Source organism: Kitasatospora sp. NPDC054939, assembly GCF_053610105.1.
On sequence record NZ_JBSGXP010000165.1, the window covers coordinates 1 to 19,077 of the forward strand.

Sequence of the window (19,077 nt, forward strand, 5' to 3'; positions counted from 1 at the left end):
GGAGCGGATCACCGCTCCCGGGCCCTTCGCCGCACCTGCCGCCCTGCCCGGCTGCCGGAGCTGCTGGGGCTGCCGGGAGTGCGGGCGCCGCGGCTGCCGGGAGTGGGGGCGCCGTCAGGCCGCCGCCGGCTGCTCCTCGTCGGCGGTGCGCAGCGGCACCTCGCGGATGAGCAGCACGGTGGCGAAGGCCAGCAGCGCGAACGGCGCGGCGACCAGGAAGACCACCCCGACGCCGCGGCCGAAGGCGTCGGTCACCAGCGGCAGCACCGGCGCCGGCAGCGCCCGCAGGTCGGGCAGGGCGCCGCCGCCGAGGCCGGCGCCGGCCGCCGCGGGCAGGTGGGCGGCGGCGAGGTTCTCGGCCAGGAAGGCGGAGACCCGGTCGCTCATCACCGCGCCGAGCGCCGAGACGCCCATCGCGCCGCCCATGGTGCGGAAGAAGGTGACGGTCGAGCTGGCGGCGCCCAGTTCGGCCCGGGGCACGGTGTTCTGCACGGCGAGCACGAGGTTCTGCATGGTCAGGCCGAGGCCGATGCCGGTGAGGGCCATGGCGCCGGAGAGCAGCCGCAGGTCGGTGTCGTCGCGGACGGTGCCGAGCAGGGCGAAGCCGACGGCCAGCAGCAGCGTCCCGGCGACCAGGAAGCCCTTCCAGCGGCCGTACCGGGTGATCAGCCGGCCGGCGACGGCGGAGGAGACGGCCAGGCCCAGGATCATCGGCATGGTCATGAGTCCGGCGACGGTGGGCGACTTGTCCCGGGCGAGCTGGAAGTACTGGCCGAGGAAGGTCGTGGCGCCGTACATCCCGACGCCGACCAGCACCCCGGCCAGCGAGGACAGCACGACCGTGCGGTGCCGGAAGAGGTCCGGCGGGATGATCGGTTCGGCGGCCCGGCGCTCGACCACGACGGCGAGGGCGCCGAGCAGCACACCGCCGCCGGCCAGTGCCGCGCTCGGCCAGGAGAGCCAGGCGTAGCTGTCGCCCGCCAGCGTGATCCAGATCATCAGCAGGCTGACCGCGGCGGTGATCACCAGGGCGCCGAGGTAGTCGATCCGCACCCGGCGGCGGACCACCGGCAGGTCCATGGTCCGCTGCACGACCAGGATCGCCACCAGGGCGAACGGGATGCCGACGTAGAAGCACCAGCGCCAGCCCAGCCAGGGGGTGTCCACGATGACGCCGCCGATCAGCGGGCCGCCGATGGTGGCCAGCGCGAAGACGGCGCCGAACCAGCCGCTGTAGCGGCCCCGCTCGCGCGGCGGGACCATCGCGGCCAGGCAGATCTGGGCGAGCGCGGTGACACCGCCGGCGCCGATGCCCTGGAGGGCGCGGCAGGCGATCAGCTGGCCGGTGTTCTGGGAGAGGCCGGCCAGCACGGACGAGCCGATGTAGACCAGCAGCGCCAGCTGGAGCAGCCGCTTCTTGCTGGCCAGGTCGGCGAGCTTGCCCCAGATCGGGGTGGAGGCGGTCAGGGTGAGCAGGGTCGCGGTGATCACCCAGGTGTAGGCGGACTGTCCGCCGTGCAGGTCGGTGAGGATCCGCGGCAGCGCGTTGGAGACGACCGTGGACGACAGCACGGCCACGAACAGGCCGAGCAGCAGGCCGGACAGCGCCTTGAGGACCTGCCGGTGCGTCATGGGGGTGTCGGTCTCGGGGGCGGCTCCGGGCGGGGCGGTGGCGGTGGCGGTCATCCGGGGTCCTTTGGCGGGGGAGAAATTCGTTGCCTCGGGCAACCATAAGGAGAACTGGTTGCCTTGGGCAACTTTCTTCAAGCCTGCGCAAAGCACGTAAAGGACGGGCCAAGAGACCGGGCCGGACGGGACGCGCGCGGGATCAGCCGCCGATCGACTGCCCGATCACGCCGTTGAAGCGGTGCAGCAGTTCGGCGAAGCGCAGCACGTCCTCCTCGGGCCAGCTCGCCATCAGCCCGCGCACCTGCTCCAGCCGGGCGTCGCGGGCGGCCAGGAAGCGCCGCCGGCCCTCCTCGGTCAGCGACACCAGCGCCGACCGGCGGTCCAGCGGGTCGACCTCGCGGGCCACCAGGCCCACTTCCTCCAGCGCCTTGACCTGCCGGCTGACCGTCGCCTTGCCGACCCCGAAGTGCAGCCCGACGTCGGTGATCCGGACCGGTTCGGCCTGCTCGATGTACACGAGCATGCTGTACGCCGCGCCCTCCAGCTGCGGGTGCACCCGGCGGGATAGCTCCGCCACCCGGGCCCGGCCGCGCCGGAAGAGCAGCGCGATCTCGCTCTCGACCGCGAGCACCGGCTCCCCGCCGCACCCGGCCACCGGGTCCGGCCCCCCGCCGATCCCTGCCGTCCGCCCGGCGCCCACCGTCCGACCGCCGCCCACCGAAGCCTCCGCACTCACCGCGCCAGTATCCCGCAGGCCCGGCGCGGATCCCCGAGCGGCCGAGCAGTCCGGGGCGGAGCGGTCCCGCCCGGCGGGCTCAGCGGTCCGGGGTGAAGCGCCCCGGGTCGGCCACGATCCCGCGCACCACGCCGACCGCCGCCCCCAGCAGCGGTCCCCGGCGGCCCAGCCGGGAGACCGCGAGCCGGTCGTCCGACCAGGGGCGGACGGTGACCCGGGCGGTCAGCTCAGCCCGCATCCCCGGCAGCAGCCAGGCGGCCAGCTGGGCGTAGCCGCCGCCGAGCACCACCTCGGCCGGGTCGAGCAGGTTCACCGCCCCGGCGACCGCGGTGCCGAGCGCGGAGCCGGCCCCGGCCAGCGCCGCCCGCACCTCCTCGTCGCCGGCCCCGGCCCGTTCGGCGAGCAGGGCGACCCAGTCGCCCCGGATGCCCTCCAGCCCGGCCTCCCGCAGCACCGCCGCCTCGCCCGCGTACTGCTCCAGGCAGCCGTAGGCGCCGCAGGCGCAGAGGGGGCCGTCGGGGTGGACCGGCACGTGCCCGAGTTCGCCCGCGTAGCCGCGCGCGCCGCGCAGCAGCCGGCCGTCGACGACGATCGCCGAACCGATGCCCGCCTCGGCGGAGACGTGCAGGAAGTGCTCGGGGCGCCCGCCCAGCCAGAGTTCGGCGAGGCCGCCGAGGTTGGCCTCGTTGTCGGCGTCGATCGGCAGCTCGGCCAGCGGGTCGGCGTTGGCGGCGCGCAGCGCGAGGCGCAGTTCGGCGGCGACCGGGACGTCCGTCCAGCCGAGGTTGGCGGCCCGGCGCAGGACCGCGCCGTCGGCGCCGACCAGGCCGGGGACGGCCACGGTGAGCCCGGCGGGGCGCGGTCCGGCCTCGTCGGCGACCCGGCGCAGCAGTTCGGCGAGGTCGGCCATGACGGCGGCGGGCCGACGCTCCCGGTTGCGGATCTCCTGGCGGCGCCAGGCGCGGACCTCGCCGCGCAGGTCGACCAGGCAGGCGCCGAGGTGCTCGACGCCGATCTCGGCCCCGAGGCCGCCGGGGCCCTCGGGGTTGAGGCCGAGCGCGGTGCCGGGGCGGCCGACCTTGCCGCTGGGTACGGCCGGGCCCTCCTCGACCACCAGTCCCGCGGTGATCAGCTCCTCGGCGAGCGAGGAGACGGCGGCCCGGGTGAGCCCGGTGTCGGCGGCGACCTCGGCGCGGGAGCGCGGGGTGCGGGCGATCCGGTCGAGCACCAGGGCGAGGTTGGCCCGGCGCATGCCCTGCTGGCTGGCCGGTCCGGCCGGCTGCCCCTCGCTTCCGCGCACCGCCGTCACCCCGTTCGACACTCTCGGGCCCCCGACGTTCGAAGCGTAACCGCGTTCCCTGCGGCGCTCCTGGTGTGCGGGTCCGGGCCGGGCCGGGTGGCGGTCAGCGGGCGGGTTCGGGCTGCTCGGGCTGCTCCGGGCGGGTGGCGGGCGGCTCGGGGAGCTGGACGAAGACCCAGCGGCGCATCGCCCAGTAGCGGAAGAGCATGGCGAGCAGGGTGCCGACGACCATCCCGCTGACGAAGTCGGCGATCTCCTGGGTGACCGCGCCGACCCGCGGCTCGCGCAGCTCCAGCAGGTAGCGGGAGACGATCAGCGGGAGGTCGTTGACGGCGATCGCCACCGCGCTGACCAGGACGAACAGCCCGGCCTCGCGCCGGCGCCCACCGCAGGTCCGGAAGCACCACTGCCGGTTCAGCAGGTACGAGACCACGGTGGCGGCGACCGTGGCGACGGTGAGCGCGAGCACCGGCTTGTGCTGCAGCACCGTGGTCTTGAGCGAGAGGTTGATCAGTACGGTCAGGACGAAGCAGCCGCTCCCGACCAGCAGGAACTTCACCAGCCTGCGGTGGCGCACCAGTGCCGGGCGCAGCCGGGTCGGCACCTTCGCCAGGGCGCGCTGCGTGGGTGACGGCATGTTCGCAGTCTGGCACGCACCCCGGCCGCCGGCCCCGCGTCACGCGGCCCCGGTCACCCCGGGGCACCACGGGCGCGTCGCGGGGCCCGGCGGAGCGCCCTCCGCTCCGCCGGGCCGCTGCGTGCGCGTCAGGCCGCGACCAGCACCTCGGCCGGCTCCAGGGCCAGCGCCAGCACCTCGCGGACGTCGGCCACCGGGTGGACGGTCAGGCGCTGCAGCACCTCGGCCGGGACGTCGTCCAGGTCGGGCTCGTTGCGCTTGGGGATGATCACCGCGGTGACCCCGGCCCGGTCCGCCGCGAGCAGCTTCTGCTTCACCCCGCCGATCGGCAGCACCCGGCCGGTGAGCGAGACCTCGCCGGTCATCGCCACGTCGGTGCGGACCTTGCGCCCGGAGAGCAGCGAGGCCAGCGCCGTGGTCATGGTGATGCCGGCGCTCGGCCCGTCCTTGGGGACGGCCCCGGCGGGCACGTGCAGGTGCACGCCGCGGTCGCGCAGCGAGGTGACCGGCAGTTCGAGCTCGGCGCCGCGCGAGCGCAGGTAGGAGAGCGCGATGTGCGCGGACTCCTTCATGACGTCGCCCAGCTGGCCGGTGAGGGTCAGGCCGGTGCCGCCGGTCTCGGCGTCGGCGAGCGAGGCCTCGATGTAGAGGACGTCGCCGCCGGCCCCGGTGACCGCGAGCCCGGTGGCCACGCCCGGGACGGCGGTGCGCCGCTCGGCGGGCTCCTGGGCGGCCTCCGGCACGTGGTGCGGGCGACCGATCAGGGCGCGCAGGTCGTCGGCGCCGATCGCGGCGGGCAGCGTGCGCTCGCCGAGCTCGGCCTGGGCGGCCAGCTTGCGCAGCACCCGGGCGATCGAGCGCTCCAGGTTCCGCACGCCGGCCTCGCGGGTGTACTCGCCGGCCAGCCGGCGCAGGGCCGCCTCCTCGACGGTGGCCTCGCCCTCGTGCAGTCCGGCCTTCTCCAGCTGGCGCGGGAGCAGGTGGTCGCGGGCGATGACGACCTTCTCGTCCTCGGTGTAGCCGTCCAGCCGGACCAGTTCCATCCGGTCGAGCAGCGGCTCGGGGATGGCCTCAAGGACGTTGGCGGTGGCGAGGAAGACCACGTCGGAGAGGTCGAGCTCGACCTCCAGGTAGTGGTCGCGGAAGGTGTGGTTCTGCGCCGGGTCGAGCACCTCCAGCAGCGCGGCGGCCGGGTCGCCCCGGTAGTCGGAGCCGACCTTGTCGATCTCGTCGAGCAGGACGACCGGGTTCATCGAGCCGGCCTCCTTGATGGCGCGCACCAGCCGGCCGGCCGAGGCGCCGACGTAGGTGCGCCGGTGCCCGCGGATCTCGGCCTCGTCCCGGACGCCGCCGAGCGCGACCCGGACGAAGGTGCGGCCCATGGCCCGGGCGACCGACTCGCCGAGCGAGGTCTTGCCGACCCCGGGCGGGCCGACCAGCGCCAGCACCGCGCCCCCGCGCCGGCCGCCGACCAGCCCGAGCCCCTGGTCGGCCCGGCGCTTGCGCACCGCCAGGTACTCGACGATGCGGTCCTTCACGTCGGCGAGCCCGGCGTGGTCGGCGTCCAGGACGGCCCGGGCGCCGGCGATGTCGTAGGCGTCCTCGGTGCGCTCGTTCCACGGCAGCTCCAGGACGGTGTCCAGCCAGGCGCGGATCCAGGAGCCCTCGGGGGACTGCTCACTGGCCCGCTCCAGCTTGTCGACCTCCTTGAGGGCGGCCTCGCGGACCTTCTCGGGCAGGTCGGCGGCCTCGACCCGGGCGCGGTAGTCGCCCTCCTCGTCGGCCGGGTCGCCGTTCAGCTCGGCGAGCTCCTTGCGCACCGCGTCGAGCTGGCGGCGGAGCAGGAACTCCTTCTGCTGCTTGGCCACGCCCTCCTCGACGTCCTTGCGGATGGTGTCGTTGACCTCCTCCTCGGCGAGGTGGTCGCGCAGCAGCCCGAGGGCGTACTCCAGGCGGGCGACCTGGTCGGCCTCCAGTAGCACCTTGAGCTTCTGCTCGGCGGTGACGAAGGGCGCGTAGCCGATGTTGTCGGCGAGCTCGCCGACGCCCTCGATCTGGGCCACCCGGTCGACGATCTGCCAGGCCCCGCGCCGACGCAGCCACTGGGTGGAGAGGGCCTTGTACTCCTTGACCAGCTCGACGGCGCGCCCGGCCACCGGGATGCCGACCGCGGACTCGCGGAACGGCGTGGTCTCCACCCAGAGGGCGGCGCCGGGGCCGGTGGTGCCGACCCCGATCCGGACCCGGCGCACGGCGCGCACCAGGGCGGCCGGGTCCCCGTCGGCCAGCCGGCCGACCTGCTCGACGGCGGCCAGCGTGCCCGCCGCCGCGTACGAGCCGTCCACCCGCGGGACCAGCAGGACCTGCGGCTTGTCGGCGCCGGTGACCGCGGCGCGGGCGGCCTCGACGGCGGCGCGCACCTCGGTGTCCTTCAGGTCCAGCGGGACGACCATGCCCGGCAGGACGACCTCGTCGTCGAGCGGCAGGACGGGCAGGGTGAGCGGTGTGGACGTCGATGCCATGATCTCTCCCCAGTCAGCGAAGTTGAGTTGACCTGACTAAGGTTTGGCGGGCGCCGGTTGTTCCCCGCGATCTGTTCGCCGTGAGCGAACGAAGGAGGGAGTGCGGAGGAGCTGTCAAAAAGCGGAGTCGACGGGCGCCGGCACCGCTCCCGCGCGCGGCCCGGGACGGCGGCGCAGCCAGGGCCACAGGGCGATCCCGATCAGCAGGGCGGCCGGGTGGCCGACCCCGGTGGTGACGTCGGAGTCGGTGAGCAGCTGGTGCCCGAGCAGCAGCCCGGCGCCGGTCAGCACCGGCAGCCGCAGCCGCCCCGGGAGCAGTCCGGCGAGCGCGCCGAGGCTGGCCAGCACCCCGTAGCTGACGCCGATGTCCAGCTGGTCGAGCGCGGCCGGCTCCATCCGCCCGGCCCGCACCGAGGCCGCCACGATCCCCTGGGAGAGCAGGGTCGCCAGCACGTGCCCGCAGGCGAAGACGGCCAGCGCCCGCGCGGCGCCGATCCGCCGCTCCAGCGGGGCGACGGTGAAGGCGAAGGCCCAGAGGTAGGGCATCCAGATCGGCCCGGCCACCCAGAGGCCGCTGCACAGCAGGGCCCGCAGCGGGTGGTCGAGCAGGTTGTGCCAGTCCGAGCTGGAGGCCTCCTGCAGCCGCAGCACCAGCTCCGGGTCGGCCGTGTGCCCGAAGGTCGTGGTGGCGCCGAGCAGGGCGAAGTAGCCGAGGGCGAAGGGGTTGCGGCGCGGTGTCGGCACCCGGGCGAGCAGCCAGCCGGCCACGCCGGTGCGCAGCCCGTGCCGGAGCAGGCCGTAGGGCGGGGCGGCGCCGTCGCGCGAGCCGGGCGCACGTCCCTGCAGCCGCGCCATGACGCCTCCGTTCCGCACCCGCCGGGCACCGCGTTCCGCCGGGCCCAACGTACCGGTGCGCGGGCGCGGTCCCGCACCCGAACGGCTTGTCGTGGCCACGTTACGTGCCGAGTCTGGGAGCCCGCTGGGAGTTCCCTCGGAGGAACGTATCGGGACGGGCCCGGCATTGGTCCAGACCATCCCTGCGCCTACGCGCCAGTAGAGCCGCTGACCGGCGGTTCGACGGATATTGGGGTGCATACGTACCGTTACGGAGTGAAAAAACGCCGGGTAAGGTATCGGCCCGTGCCCACTTCCGAGTGGGCCGGACGGGCGGTCGGACGCCCGGCCGACGGGCCGGAAATGTCCGGTCCACCTGCCGGGAGCCGTCCACTGTCCGTACGCTGCGAAGGGTGCGGTCGGAGCGGGTGGTTCACCACCCGCCGAGTCGCACGCGAGATCGGGACGGCGGACCCGGCACAGTCCACGACGGAACAAGACTACGAGCGGAGCCCCGCCATCCCCACAGGTGGCCGGCCCGCAGCCCTGGGGGCGGTGGCGTGACCGTGACAGAGATTCAGCAGGACAATCACAACAGCAGCACGGTGAGCAGCCAGCGCAGAGTGCTGGTGGTGGAGGACGAGCCGACGATCGCCGAGTCCATCGCGGCCCGGCTCGGTGCGGAAGGCTTCAAGGTGGCCGTGGCCCACGACGGCCCCGGGGCCGTCGACGGCTTCCACACCTGGCAGCCCGACCTCGTCGTCCTCGACATCATGCTGCCCGGCTTCGACGGCCTGGAGGTCTGCCGCCGGATCCAGGCCCAGCGCCCGGTGCCGGTGCTGATGCTGACCGCGCGCGACGACGAGACGGACCTGCTGGTCGGCCTCGGCGTCGGCGCCGACGACTACATGACCAAGCCGTTCTCCATGCGCGAGCTGGCGGCCCGGGTCAACGTCCTGCTGCGCCGCGTCGAGCGCGCCCAGCAGGCGGCCCGCACGCCCACGCTCGGCTCCCTGCGCTTCGGCGAACTGGAGATCGACCACGTCCAGCGCCGGGTCCGGCTGGCCTCGGGCGACGTCCACCTGACGCCGACCGAGTTCGACCTGCTGGCCTGCCTGGCGGCCCAGCCGCGCGCGGTGCTCACCCGCGAGCAGCTGCTCGCCGAGGTGTGGGACTGGACCGACGCGTCCGGCACCCGCACGGTGGACAGCCACGTCAAGGCGCTGCGCCGGAAGATCGGCGCCAGCTGGATCCGTACCGTGCACGGCGTCGGCTACGCACTGGAGGCCCCGCTCTCCTAGGGCCACGGGCCGGGGCCTCCGGGGGGCCCTCGTCCGAACCCGCCGCCGGGCGCGCCGAGCGCCGGCGGTACCGCATGCGGGGGGATCGCCAGCGGGGAACGCAGGGGACACATGACCTTTCCACAGCAGCGCGGGGCTCAGCACCGCGGTACACCGGAGCGCGGAGCGCAGGAGTCCGAGCCGCCGCACCGCGCGGCCGGGCGGCCCGCCGCACCGCGCCGCGGCCTGGCCGGCCGTGCCGCGCGCCGGGTCTGGGCCGACATCCGGCCGCTCGACCCGCTCCGCTCGATCAAGGGCAAACTCGCCCTGCTGGTGATCGTCTCGGTCTTCCTGGCCACCGGCATGGTCGTGGTGGCGATCCGGTCCGAGACGCAGATCCGGATCATCATGGTCTTCTCGATGATCGCCTCCCTGCTCTTCATGCAGTTCCTCGCGCACGGGCTGACCGCCCCGCTGCGGGAGATGACCGCCGCCGCCCGCGCGATGGCCTCCGGCGACTACAGCCGCCGGGTCGAGGTCGGCTCGCGGGACGAGATCGGCGAGCTGGCGACCACCTTCAACCAGATGGCCTCCGACCTGGAGGCCGCCGACCGGCACCGCCGTGAACTGGTCGCCAACGTCTCGCACGAGCTGCGCACCCCGATCGCCGCGCTCCGCGCCGTCCTGGAGAACGTGGTCGACGGCGTGGTCCAGCCCAACCCGGCGACCCTGGGCGCGGCGCTGGAGCAGACCGAGCGGCTCGGCCGGCTGGTCACCCACCTGCTCGACCTCTCCAAGATCGACGACGGCGTGGTGGCCCTGGACGCCCGCACCTTCGAGGTGCGCGAGTTCCTGGACGGCGTACTGCGCGGGGTCACCGTGGACGGCGCCACCGCGGGCGGGGCGTTCTCCCGGCGCGGGGACGTCCGGCTCGCACTGGAGGTCAGCCCGACCGGCCTGACCGGCGTCGCGGACCCGGAACGGCTCCACCAGGTGGTCGCCAACCTGGTCGACAACGCCTGCAAGCACTCCCCGCCGGGCGGCACCGTGACGGTGCGCGCCCGGCCGGACGGCGACGGCGGCGGGCTGCTGCTGGAGGTCGAGGACGAGGGGCCCGGCATCCCCGCGGCCGACCGCACCCGGGTCTTCGAGCGGTTCAGCCGCAGCGGCACCGCGACCGCCCAGGGGCCCGGCAGCGACGGCGGCACCGGCCTGGGGCTGGCCATCGCCCGCTGGGCGGTGGACCTGCACGGCGGGCGGATCGCGGTCGCCGAGGCGGCCCGCGGGTGCCGGATCGAGGTCCGGCTGCCGGGATGGTCGGCACGCGCACATGTCACAGAAGCGACACAGACGCGCGCCTAGGCCTTTGTCCGTATTTGTCCCGCTACGGGGGGCGGTCAGCCCCGATCGGTTCCCCTCCGTTGCGGCTTTCTAACGCACAATTTCGGCCAAACTGCAGGTCAGCACTGTGATCTGGGCGACGCCTGACCCCCGGGGACTGCGCGATCACTGCTCGGAGGCGTAGCCTTAATCCCCGCTGTCCAAACATCCCAAAAGGAAGCGGAAGAGGGCGGTTGCCGCCGTGTCGCCACAGTCCCCTGAAACCCCCAACAGCTCGGCAAGTTCCACTGGCTTCGGCCCCAATGAGTGGCTCGTCGACGAGATCTACCAGCAGTACCTCCAGGACCCGAACTCGGTCGACCGAGCCTGGTGGGACTTTTTCGCCGACTACAAGCCCGGTACCGAGGTGACCCCAGTGACCCAGGCCGCGACCCAGGCCGGCCCCACGCCGACCCCTGCCGCTGCCCCCGCGCCCGCCGCTGCCGCCCCGGCGGCGCCCGCCCCCGCTGCACCGGCCGCGCCGGTCCAGCCGGCGCCCGCGCCGCTCGCCGCAGCCCCCGCCGCGCCCCCGGCCCCCAAGGCCGTCGCCCAGCAGAAGGCCGCCCCGGCCGCCGAGGCCGGCCCCGAGCTGGTCCAGCTCCGCGGGCCGGCCAAGGCCGTCGCCACCAACATGGACGCCTCGCTGGAGGTGCCGACCGCCACCTCGGTGCGCGCGGTGCCGGCGAAGCTGTTGATCGACAACCGCATCGTCATCAACAACCACCTGCAGCGCGCCCGTGGCGGCAAGGTCTCCTTCACCCACCTGATCGGGTACGCCCTGGTCCAGGCCATCAAGGCCTCGCCGGGCATGAACCACAGCTACAAGGTGGAGGACGGCAAGTCCTACCTGGTCAAGCCGGACCACATCAACCTCGGCCTGGCCATCGACCTGGTGAAGCCCAACGGCGACCGCCAGCTCGTCGTCGCGGCGATCAAGAAGGCCGAGACGCTCGACTTCTTCGGCTTCTGGCAGGCCTACGAGGACATCGTCCGCCGGGCCCGCGCCAACAAGCTGACCATGGACGACTTCACCGGCGTCACGGTCTCGCTGACCAACCCCGGCGGCATCGGCACCGTGCACTCCGTGCCGCGCCTCATGCAGAACCAGGGCACCATCGTCGGCGTCGGCGCCATGGAGTACCCGGCCGAGTTCCAGGGCTCCGCCCCGGAGACCCTGGCCCGCCTCGGCGTCTCCAAGATCATGACGCTGACCTCGACCTACGACCACCGGGTCATCCAGGGCGCGGCGTCCGGCGAGTTCCTGCGGGAGATCCACCGCCTGCTGCTCGGCGAGAAGGACTTCTACGACGAGATCTTCGAGTCGCTGCGGATCCCGTACGAGCCGGTCCGCTGGGCGACCGACGTCGCCACCACCCACGACGACGAGGTCAACAAGACCGCGCGCGTCATGGAGCTGATCCACTCCTACCGGGTCCGCGGCCACCTCATGGCCGACACCGACCCGCTGGAGTACAAGCAGCGCAAGCACCCCGACCTGGACGTCACCACCCACGGCCTCACCCTGTGGGACCTGGAGCGCGAGTTCGCGGTCGGCGGCTTCGGCGGCCAGAAGATGATGAAGCTCCGCGACATCCTCGGCCTGCTGCGCAACACCTACTGCCGCACGGTCGGCATCGAGTACATGCACATCCAGGACCCGAAGCAGCGCAAGTGGCTGCAGGAGCGCCTGGAGAAGCCGTACACCAAGCCCGAGCGCGAGGAGCAGCTGCGCATCCTGCGCCGGCTGAACTCGGCCGAGGCGTTCGAGACCTTCCTGCAGACCAAGTACGTCGGCCAGAAGCGCTTCTCGCTGGAGGGCGGCGAGTCGCTCATCCCGCTGCTCGACGCCACGATCGACTCCGCCGCCGAGCACCGCCTCGACGAGGCCGTCATCGGCATGGCCCACCGCGGCCGGCTGAACGTGCTGGCGAACATCGTCGGCAAGCCGTACGGCAAGATCTTCGGCGAGTTCGAGGGCAACCTCGACCCGAAGTCGATGCACGGCTCCGGCGACGTCAAGTACCACCTGGGCGCCGAGGGCATCTTCACCGGTCTGGACGGCGAGGAGATCAAGGTCTCGCTGGCCGCCAACCCCTCCCACCTGGAGGCCGTGGACCCGGTCGTCGAGGGCATCGCCCGCGCCAAGCAGGACATCCTCGACCAGGGCGGCACCACCTTCCCGGTGCTGCCGATCCAGATCCACGGCGACGCGGCCTTCGCCGGCCAGGGCGTCGTCGCGGAGACCCTGAACATGTCGCAGCTGCGCGGCTACCGCACCGGCGGCACCGTGCACGTCGTGGTGAACAACCAGGTCGGCTTCACCGCCGCCCCGGCCTCCTCGCGCTCCTCGATGTACTGCACCGACGTGGCCCGCATGATCGAGGCCCCGATCTTCCACGTGAACGGCGACGACCCGGAGGCCGTGGTCCGCGTCGCGCGGCTCGCCTTCGAGTTCCGCCAGGAGTTCCACAAGGACGTGGTGATCGACCTCATCTGCTACCGCCGCCGCGGTCACAACGAGGCCGACAACCCGTCGTTCACCCAGCCGCTGATGTACGACCTGATCGACAAGAAGCGCTCGGTGCGCAAGCTGTACACCGAGGGCCTGATCGGTCGCGGCGACATCACCATGGAAGAGGCGGAGCAGGCGCTCCAGGACTTCCAGGGCCAGCTGGAGAAGGTCTTCGCCGAGGTCCGCGACGCCGCCCAGGCGCCCGCCCCCGCGGCGAACGGCAAGCCGGTCGCCGACTTCCCGGTCTCCATCCGGACCGGCATCTCCCAGGAGATGGTGAAGCGGATCGCCGCCTCGCAGGTCAACCTGCCCGAGTGGCTGACCGTCCACCCGCGCCTGCTGCCGCAGTTGCAGCGCCGCGCCGGCTCGGTCGAGGACAACACCATCGACTGGGCCATGGGCGAGACCCTCGCCATCGGCTCGCTGCTGATGGAGGGCCACCCCGTCCGCCTGGCCGGCCAGGACAGCCGCCGCGGCACCTTCGGCCAGCGCCACGCGGTCCTGATCGACCGCAACAGCGGCGAGGACTACACCCCGCTGCAGTACCTGACCGAGGACCAGGCCCGCTACACCGTGTACGACAGCCTGCTGTCCGAGTACGCGGCGATGGGCTTCGAGTACGGCTACTCGCTGACCCGCCCGAACGCGCTGGTCATGTGGGAGGCGCAGTTCGGCGACTTCGTCAACGGCTCGCAGACCATGGTGGACGAGTACATCGCCTCCGCCGAGCAGAAGTGGGGCCAGCACTCCGGCGTCGTCCTGCTGCTGCCGCACGGCTACGAGGGCCAGGGCCCGGACCACTCGTCCGCCCGCCCGGAGCGCTTCCTCCAGCTGTGCGCGCAGAACAACATGACGGTCGCCATGCCGACCCTGCCGTCGAACTACTTCCACCTGCTGCGCTGGCAGGCGCACAACCCGCACCACAAGCCGCTCGTCGTCTTCACCCCGAAGTCGATGCTGCGCCTGAAGGCCGCGGCGAGTGCGACCGAGGAGTTCCTGTCCGGCTCGTTCCGCCCGGTCATCGGCGACAGCACGGTCGACCCGGCCCAGGTCCGCAAGGTGGTCATCACCTCCGGCAAGTTCTACTACGACCTGGAGGCGGCCCGCACCGAGCGCGGCGTCACCGACACCGCGATCGTCCGGGTCGAGCGGCTCTACCCGCTGCCGGTGGCCGAGCTCCAGGAGGAGCTGGCCCGCTACGGCGACAACGTCCAGTTCGTCTGGGCGCAGGAGGAGCCGGCCAACCAGGGTGCCTGGCCGTTCATCGCCATGAACCTGGTCGACCACCTGCAGGTCGTCATCGGCCGCAGCGCCCACGGCGCCCGCCTGCGCCGCGTCGCCCGCCCGGCCTCCTCGGCCCCGGCGGTCGGCTCGGCCAAGCGCCACGCCGCCGAGCAGCAGGCCCTCGTCGACGAGGTGTACTCGCTCTGACGTCCGACCGTTAGCCCGGTCGCAGGACACCGGCCCCCCGCGTATCCGTACGCGGGGGGCCGCTGCCGTTCCCGGGAGGCGGCCCGCCACCGGCCCGGACCGCGCCCCCGGCGGGGCACGGTCAAGGTCGCAGCTCTGCAACCAAAGCCGCACCGCGCTGCAAGCATGCCTGACGGCTCGATAGGTTATTCCTCGCCAGTTCGCCCGTCGGTCCGCCGACCGGGGCCCGTCACCGCCCCGGCCGCCGCGTCGCCGACCCTCACCACCGCAACTCCCAGGGGGATCACCGCATGACCGCCGACACACCGCGGGACGCCGCGCCGCTCCCGCCGGTCTTCCAGCCGCTGCAGCCCGAGGACCCCCGGGAGGTCGGCGGCTACCGGCTGTTCGCCCGGCTCGGCGCGGGCGGCATGGGCCGGGTCTACCTCTCGTACACCCCGGGCGGGCGCCCGGTCGCGCTGAAGGTGGTCCGGCCCGAGTTCGCCGAGGACAGCGAGTTCCGCCGGCGCTTCGCGCAGGAGGTCACCAACGCCCAGCGCATCCACGGCCTGTACACCGCCCAGGTGATCGACTCCGGGCTGGACGCGGACGCCCCCTGGCTGGTCACCGCGTACGTCCCGGGCCCGTCGCTGCAGCAGGTGGTGCGCGAGAACGGCGCGCTGCCGGTCCGCACCGTGCTGCTGCTGATGGGCGGCATCGCCGAGGCGCTGCAGGCGATCCACAGCGTCGAGGTGGTGCACCGCGACCTCAAGCCGGCCAACGTCCTGGTGGCCGGCGACGGCCCGCGCGTGATCGACTTCGGCATCGCCCGAGCGGCCGACGCCACCGCGCTGACCGGCACCGGCTACCGGATCGGCTCGCCCGCGTTCATGTCGCCCGAGCAGGCCCAGGGCAAGTCGGTCTCCCCCGCCACCGACGTGTTCGCGCTCGGCGCGCTGGCCGCGTACGTGGCCGGCGGCGCCCCGCCGTTCGGCGACGGGCCGGACACCGCCGTGCTCTACCGGGTCGTGCACGAGCAGCCCGACATGGAGCGCGTCCCGGCCGATCTGCGCGAGCTGATCCTGCGCTGCCTGGCGAAGTCCCCCGAGGACCGTCCCAAGCCCGCCGAGATCATCCAGATCGCCCGCAACCACCCGTCGGTCGGCGGCCAGCTGCGGTTCGCCGACGACTGGCTGCCGCGCCAGGTGAACACCGAGATCACCCGCCGCTCGGACCTCCCGAAGACCCCGCCGACCCCGGTGCCGGCCGCGCCGGCCGCGCCGCCGGCCCCGGCCGCGCCGACCGTCCCGCCGCAGCCCGCCGGCATGCCCACCGCGCCGGGCACCCTGCCGCTGTACGCCGCCCAGCAGCCGCCCGCGCAGCCCGCGCCGCAGCCCGCGGGCCCGCCGCCCGGCTTCACCCCGCCGCCGCTCGGCGCGTACGGCGCCCCGCAGGCCCCGTACGAGGCCCCGACCGGCCCGGTGCTGCCGGCCCCGCCGACCGTCCAGTACCAGCCGCACGACACCCCGGCCCCGCAGCCGGCGTACCAGGTCCCGCAGCCGACCCACGACACCCCGCCGCCGCAGCCGGCCTTCGAGTCGGTGCCGTCCGGCCCGGTCGTCACCGACACCCAGGCGGCCGAGCCGGCGCCGCGCCGCCGGGGCGTCTCCTGGAAGGTGCTGCTGAGCGTCGCCCTGGTGATGGCGCTGGGCGGCACGGTCGGCGGCGTGGTGCTGATGAAGAAGATGGACAAGGACGAGAAGAAGGCGGACTCGCCGGTCGCGACCGCGCCCGCGCAGTCCGGCCCGACCCAGGCCGCGCAGACCCCGCAGCCGGCGCCGACCGCGTCCACCCCGCCCGCGGCGGCGACCACCACCCCGAGCAGCCCCAAGTCGACGGCGGCCACCCCGGGCGGCGGGGTCACCAGCACCCCGCGGGCGGCCAAGTACACCGCGGTCTACACCGACAAGGACCTGACCGCGCCGAGCACCAGCTACAGCTTCGACCTGACCGCGGGCAAGATCGTCGCGGACACCGTGACCACCGCGTGGGAGCTGGAGCCGGGCTACAGCTCCTTCGACTGGACCAGCGGTTCGGACGCCTACATCGCCCGGGAGCCGTCGCTGACGCCCGAGCAGTGCTCGGCCTCCGTCGACCAGTCCCCGGCCGCCGACCTCCGGTACGACGAGCTGCCGCAGGGCAAGATCTTCTGCCTGCGCAACCGGGTCAACTTCAACGTCGTGATCGCCAAGGTGCTGGAGCAGGGCAACAGCAGTTCGGGCTCGGTCCGGCTGTCGCTGACCTTCTACCGCAATGACGGCTGACCGGCCCGGTCTATCCTGACCTGGTCGAATCCCACCGGACCGGAGTGAACCCCGTGTACTTCACCGACCGCGGCATCGAGGAGCTGGCGAGCCGGCGCGGCGACGAGGAGGTCACCTTCGAGTGGCTGGCCGAGCGCCTGCGCGAGTTCGTCGACCTCAACCCGGACTTCGAGATCCCGGTCGAGCGGCTGGCCACCTGGCTGGCGCGGCTCGACGACGAGGACGACGAGTAGCCGCAGCACATCCCGCCGAGGGCCCGGGAGGCGACCGCCTCCCGGGCCCTTCGCACGCCCCCGGCCCGGATGCCGCCCCGGAGCTCGAAGGCAGCCCCTAGGGGTCGGGCTCCGGGGCGGCTCCGGGAACGGATCCCTTGGCCGCCTCGTTCACGCGATATATCGTCTTCATCGGAAGACGCGATACATCGCGATCAGGAACGTCGGAACGGGAGGCGGCAGAGATGAGTCAGTGGACGGTCGAGGGGCCCGAGCGGGTCACGGTCGACGAGGCGGTCCGGGCGCTGCACGTGCGCATCATCGACGGCGGGGTGGACGTGGTGGCCGCCGAGGGCCCGGTCCGGCTGGAGGTCACCGAGCTGTCCGGGGAGCCGCTGCAGGTCACCCTGGTCGACGGCGTACTGACGGTCACCTACAAGGACCTCAGCGGGTGGCACGAGTTCGGCGACGTCCTGAAGTCGGTCGACTCGGTGAAGGGCTTCTTCGCCTCCTTCAAGCGCAAGCGCCGGGCCCGGGTCACCGTGACCGTGCCCGCCGGCACCGAGGTGCGGGTCGGCAGCGTCTCCGCGCACGCCACCCTCTCCGGCCTGACCGGACCGGTCTCGGTGCAGAGCGCCAACGGCGACGCCACCCTGGTGGGGCTGCGCGGCACGACGGACACCCACACCATCACCGGCGACGTGGACGCCCAGGCGGTCTCCGGCCGGCTCAAGGTCAACACGGTCTCCGGGCAGCTCACCGTGGTCGCCGGGACGGCCGACCAGGTGCAGGCCAACACCGTCACCGGCGCCGTGACGCTCGACCTCGACGTGCAGACCCCGACCGACGTCAAGGTCGCCACGGTCAGCGGCCCGGTCGTCGTGCGGCTTCCCTCGCTGGCCGACGCGGTCGTCGAGGCGGGCAGCAACAGCGGCGACGTCTCCAGCACCTTCGACCAGCTCAAGGTCGGCGGCACCTGGGGCGCCAAGAAGCTGTCCGGGAAGCTCGGCGAGGGCAAGGGCAGCCTGTCGGTGACCACCGTCTCCGGCGCGGTCACCGTGCTCCGCCGCCCCGACGGCGAGGACGACGCCCCGGTCGTCGTCAAGGAGCTGCCGACCGGCCCCGACCTCGACAAGAGCGGCCCCGACCTCACCAAGGAGGCATGAGATGACCCCCGTCTTCGGCCACGGCCGGCTCCGGCTCTACCTGCTGAAGCTGCTCGACGAGTCGCCCCGGCACGGCTACGAGGTGATCCGCCTGCTGGAGGAGCGCTTCCAGGGCCTGTACGCGCCCTCGGCCGGCACCGTCTACCCCCGGCTCGCCAAGCTGGAGCAGGAGGGCCTGGTCAGCCACAGCACCGAGGGGGGCCGCAAGGTCTACCGGCTCACCGACGCCGGACGGACCGAGCTGGAGGCCCGCCGGGGCGAGCTGGACGAGCTGGAGCTGGAGATCCTCGACTCGGTGGCCCAGCTCGCCGGGGCCATCCGCGAGGACGTCCGGGACAGCGCCAAGGACCTGCGCGAGGAGCTGTGGGGCGCGGCCGGCCGGGCGCCCCGGCCCGAACGCGCCGAGGGCGGCGACCCGTGGGCCGGGCCGTGGGGCGACCGCGACGCCTGGCAGCGGGCCAAGGAGGAGTTCGCCCAGTTCAAGGAGCAGGCGAAGGAGCAGGCCCGGCGCGCCAAGGAGCAGGAGAAGGCAGCCAAGGCCAAGGCCAAGGCGGCCGAGGAGGAGGCCCGCCGGCTGCGCGAGCAGTCCCGGGCCGCGCGCACGGCCGCGCAGCAGGAGGCGCTGCGGCTCAAGCGCCGGGTCGAGCAGCAGGTGCGCGAGCACGCGGCGAAGGGCGACTGGTCGACCGGGCTGGCCGAGGGCCTGTCCGAGCTGACCAAGGGCCTGGCCGGGCTGGCGGACGCGGCCCGCTGGGGCCACCCGGCCGGCACCGGGGAGACCGGCCGGGGCGACGAGAGGGGCCGGGGCGGCGAGAAGGTCACCGTCACCCGGATCGACCTCGACGAGGACGAGGCCGCCGGGCCGTCCGCCGGGGTCGCGGCCGAGCCGCCGGCCTGGACGGCGACCGACCCGGCGGGCGATCCGGCCCGCGAGCTGGAGCGGCTGCTCGACCGCTTCCGCGACCGGGTGCGCGACGCCGCCCGGGACGGCGGGGTGACGCCGGACCGGCTGGCCGCGGCCCGCTCGGTGCTGGGCGCCGCCGACGAGCGGCTGCGGCGGCTGCTGGGCTGACCCGGCGGCGGACGGCCGAGGGGCCCGGGGTGCACGACGGTTCCGACCGTCGCTGCCCCGGGC

The 19,077-nt window shown here is 73.8% G+C and carries 13 protein-coding genes; 7 read left to right on the plus strand and 6 right to left on the minus strand.

The window, feature by feature from the left end; all coding sequences use genetic code 11:
* Nucleotides 1–114 precede the first annotated feature (114 nt).
* The 6 genes from ACWGB8_RS32730 to ACWGB8_RS32755 all read right to left on the minus strand — a co-directional run bounded on the left by ACWGB8_RS32730 (nt 115) and on the right by ACWGB8_RS32755 (nt 7,679).
* Entirely contained in the window at nt 115–1,686 is a 1,572-nt protein-coding gene (locus tag ACWGB8_RS32730; protein WP_452217267.1) for an MDR family MFS transporter, read from the minus strand.
* A gap of 142 nt (nt 1,687–1,828) precedes the next feature.
* The gene (locus ACWGB8_RS32735; RefSeq protein ID WP_452217268.1) at nt 1,829–2,365 is read right to left on the minus strand and encodes a MarR family winged helix-turn-helix transcriptional regulator; all 537 of its coding nucleotides are present in this window, start codon (nt 2,363–2,365) and stop codon (nt 1,829–1,831) included.
* Nucleotides 2,366–2,444: 79 nt separating this feature from the next.
* Nucleotides 2,445–3,617, minus strand: a complete 1,173-nt coding sequence (locus ACWGB8_RS32740) for an ROK family protein (RefSeq protein WP_452217278.1) — start codon at nt 3,615–3,617, stop codon at nt 2,445–2,447.
* Between the two features lie 151 nt (nt 3,618–3,768).
* Nucleotides 3,769–4,302 carry a GtrA family protein gene (locus tag ACWGB8_RS32745; RefSeq protein ID WP_452217269.1) on the minus strand — a complete coding sequence of 178 codons (534 nt, stop codon included), beginning with the start codon at nt 4,300–4,302 and terminating at the stop codon, nt 3,769–3,771.
* Between the two features lie 128 nt (nt 4,303–4,430).
* Nucleotides 4,431–6,824, minus strand: coding sequence for an endopeptidase La (gene lon / locus ACWGB8_RS32750; RefSeq protein WP_452217270.1), 2,394 nt, complete (start codon nt 6,822–6,824; stop codon nt 4,431–4,433).
* Nucleotides 6,825–6,938: 114 nt separating this feature from the next.
* Nucleotides 6,939–7,679 carry a rhomboid-like protein gene (locus ACWGB8_RS32755; RefSeq protein WP_452217271.1) on the minus strand — a complete coding sequence of 247 codons (741 nt, stop codon included), beginning with the start codon at nt 7,677–7,679 and terminating at the stop codon, nt 6,939–6,941.
* Nucleotides 7,680–8,224: 545 nt separating this feature from the next.
* Here ACWGB8_RS32755 and ACWGB8_RS32760 point away from each other — a divergent pair.
* The 7 genes from ACWGB8_RS32760 (at nt 8,225) to ACWGB8_RS32790 (ending at nt 19,014) form a co-directional block, all read left to right on the plus strand.
* Nucleotides 8,225–8,959 (plus strand): response regulator transcription factor, encoded by a 735-nt coding sequence (locus ACWGB8_RS32760; RefSeq protein WP_452217272.1) that lies wholly within the window; start codon nt 8,225–8,227, stop codon nt 8,957–8,959.
* 111 nt (nt 8,960–9,070) lie between these two features.
* Nucleotides 9,071–10,300: a sensor histidine kinase gene (locus tag ACWGB8_RS32765; protein WP_452217273.1), complete on the plus strand. Its 1,230-nt coding sequence runs from the start codon at nt 9,071–9,073 to the stop codon at nt 10,298–10,300.
* A 220-nt stretch (nt 10,301–10,520) separates the two neighbouring features.
* A complete protein-coding gene (locus ACWGB8_RS32770) occupies nt 10,521–14,261 on the plus strand; it encodes a multifunctional oxoglutarate decarboxylase/oxoglutarate dehydrogenase thiamine pyrophosphate-binding subunit/dihydrolipoyllysine-residue succinyltransferase subunit (RefSeq protein WP_452217274.1) in 3,741 nt (1,246 codons plus the stop codon).
* 290 nt (nt 14,262–14,551) lie between these two features.
* On the plus strand, nt 14,552–16,564 hold the full coding sequence (locus ACWGB8_RS32775) for a protein kinase domain-containing protein (RefSeq protein WP_452217275.1): 2,013 nt from the start codon (nt 14,552–14,554) through the stop codon (nt 16,562–16,564).
* Between the two features lie 53 nt (nt 16,565–16,617).
* On the plus strand, nt 16,618–16,797 hold the full coding sequence (locus ACWGB8_RS32780; RefSeq protein WP_073926358.1) for a DUF6104 family protein: 180 nt from the start codon (nt 16,618–16,620) through the stop codon (nt 16,795–16,797).
* Nucleotides 16,798–17,021: 224 nt separating this feature from the next.
* Nucleotides 17,022–17,942: a DUF4097 family beta strand repeat-containing protein gene (locus ACWGB8_RS32785; RefSeq protein ID WP_452217276.1), complete on the plus strand. Its 921-nt coding sequence runs from the start codon at nt 17,022–17,024 to the stop codon at nt 17,940–17,942.
* A gap of 1 nt (nt 17,943) precedes the next feature.
* A complete protein-coding gene (locus ACWGB8_RS32790) occupies nt 17,944–19,014 on the plus strand; it encodes a PadR family transcriptional regulator (protein ID WP_452217277.1) in 1,071 nt (356 codons plus the stop codon).
* Nucleotides 19,015–19,077 lie beyond the last annotated feature (63 nt).

Bases quoted from the DNA above. Each gene is read 5' to 3' on its own strand.
- ACWGB8_RS32730 (WP_452217267.1), bottom strand. From the start codon at position 1,686: ATGACCGCCACCGCCACCGCCCCGCCCGGAGCCGCCCCCGAGACCGAC.
- ACWGB8_RS32740 (WP_452217278.1), bottom strand. From the start codon at position 3,617: ATGCGCCGGGCCAACCTCGCCCTGGTGCTCGACCGGATCGCCCGCACC.
- ACWGB8_RS32745 (WP_452217269.1), bottom strand. From the start codon at position 4,302: ATGCCGTCACCCACGCAGCGCGCCCTGGCGAAGGTGCCGACCCGGCTG.
- lon (WP_452217270.1), bottom strand. From the start codon at position 6,824: ATGGCATCGACGTCCACACCGCTCACCCTGCCCGTCCTGCCGCTCGAC.
- ACWGB8_RS32755 (WP_452217271.1), bottom strand. From the start codon at position 7,679: ATGGCGCGGCTGCAGGGACGTGCGCCCGGCTCGCGCGACGGCGCCGCC.
- ACWGB8_RS32765 (WP_452217273.1), top strand. From the start codon at position 9,071: ATGACCTTTCCACAGCAGCGCGGGGCTCAGCACCGCGGTACACCGGAG.
- ACWGB8_RS32775 (WP_452217275.1), top strand. From the start codon at position 14,552: ATGACCGCCGACACACCGCGGGACGCCGCGCCGCTCCCGCCGGTCTTC.
- ACWGB8_RS32785 (WP_452217276.1), top strand. From the start codon at position 17,022: ATGAGTCAGTGGACGGTCGAGGGGCCCGAGCGGGTCACGGTCGACGAG.
- ACWGB8_RS32790 (WP_452217277.1), top strand. From the start codon at position 17,944: ATGACCCCCGTCTTCGGCCACGGCCGGCTCCGGCTCTACCTGCTGAAG.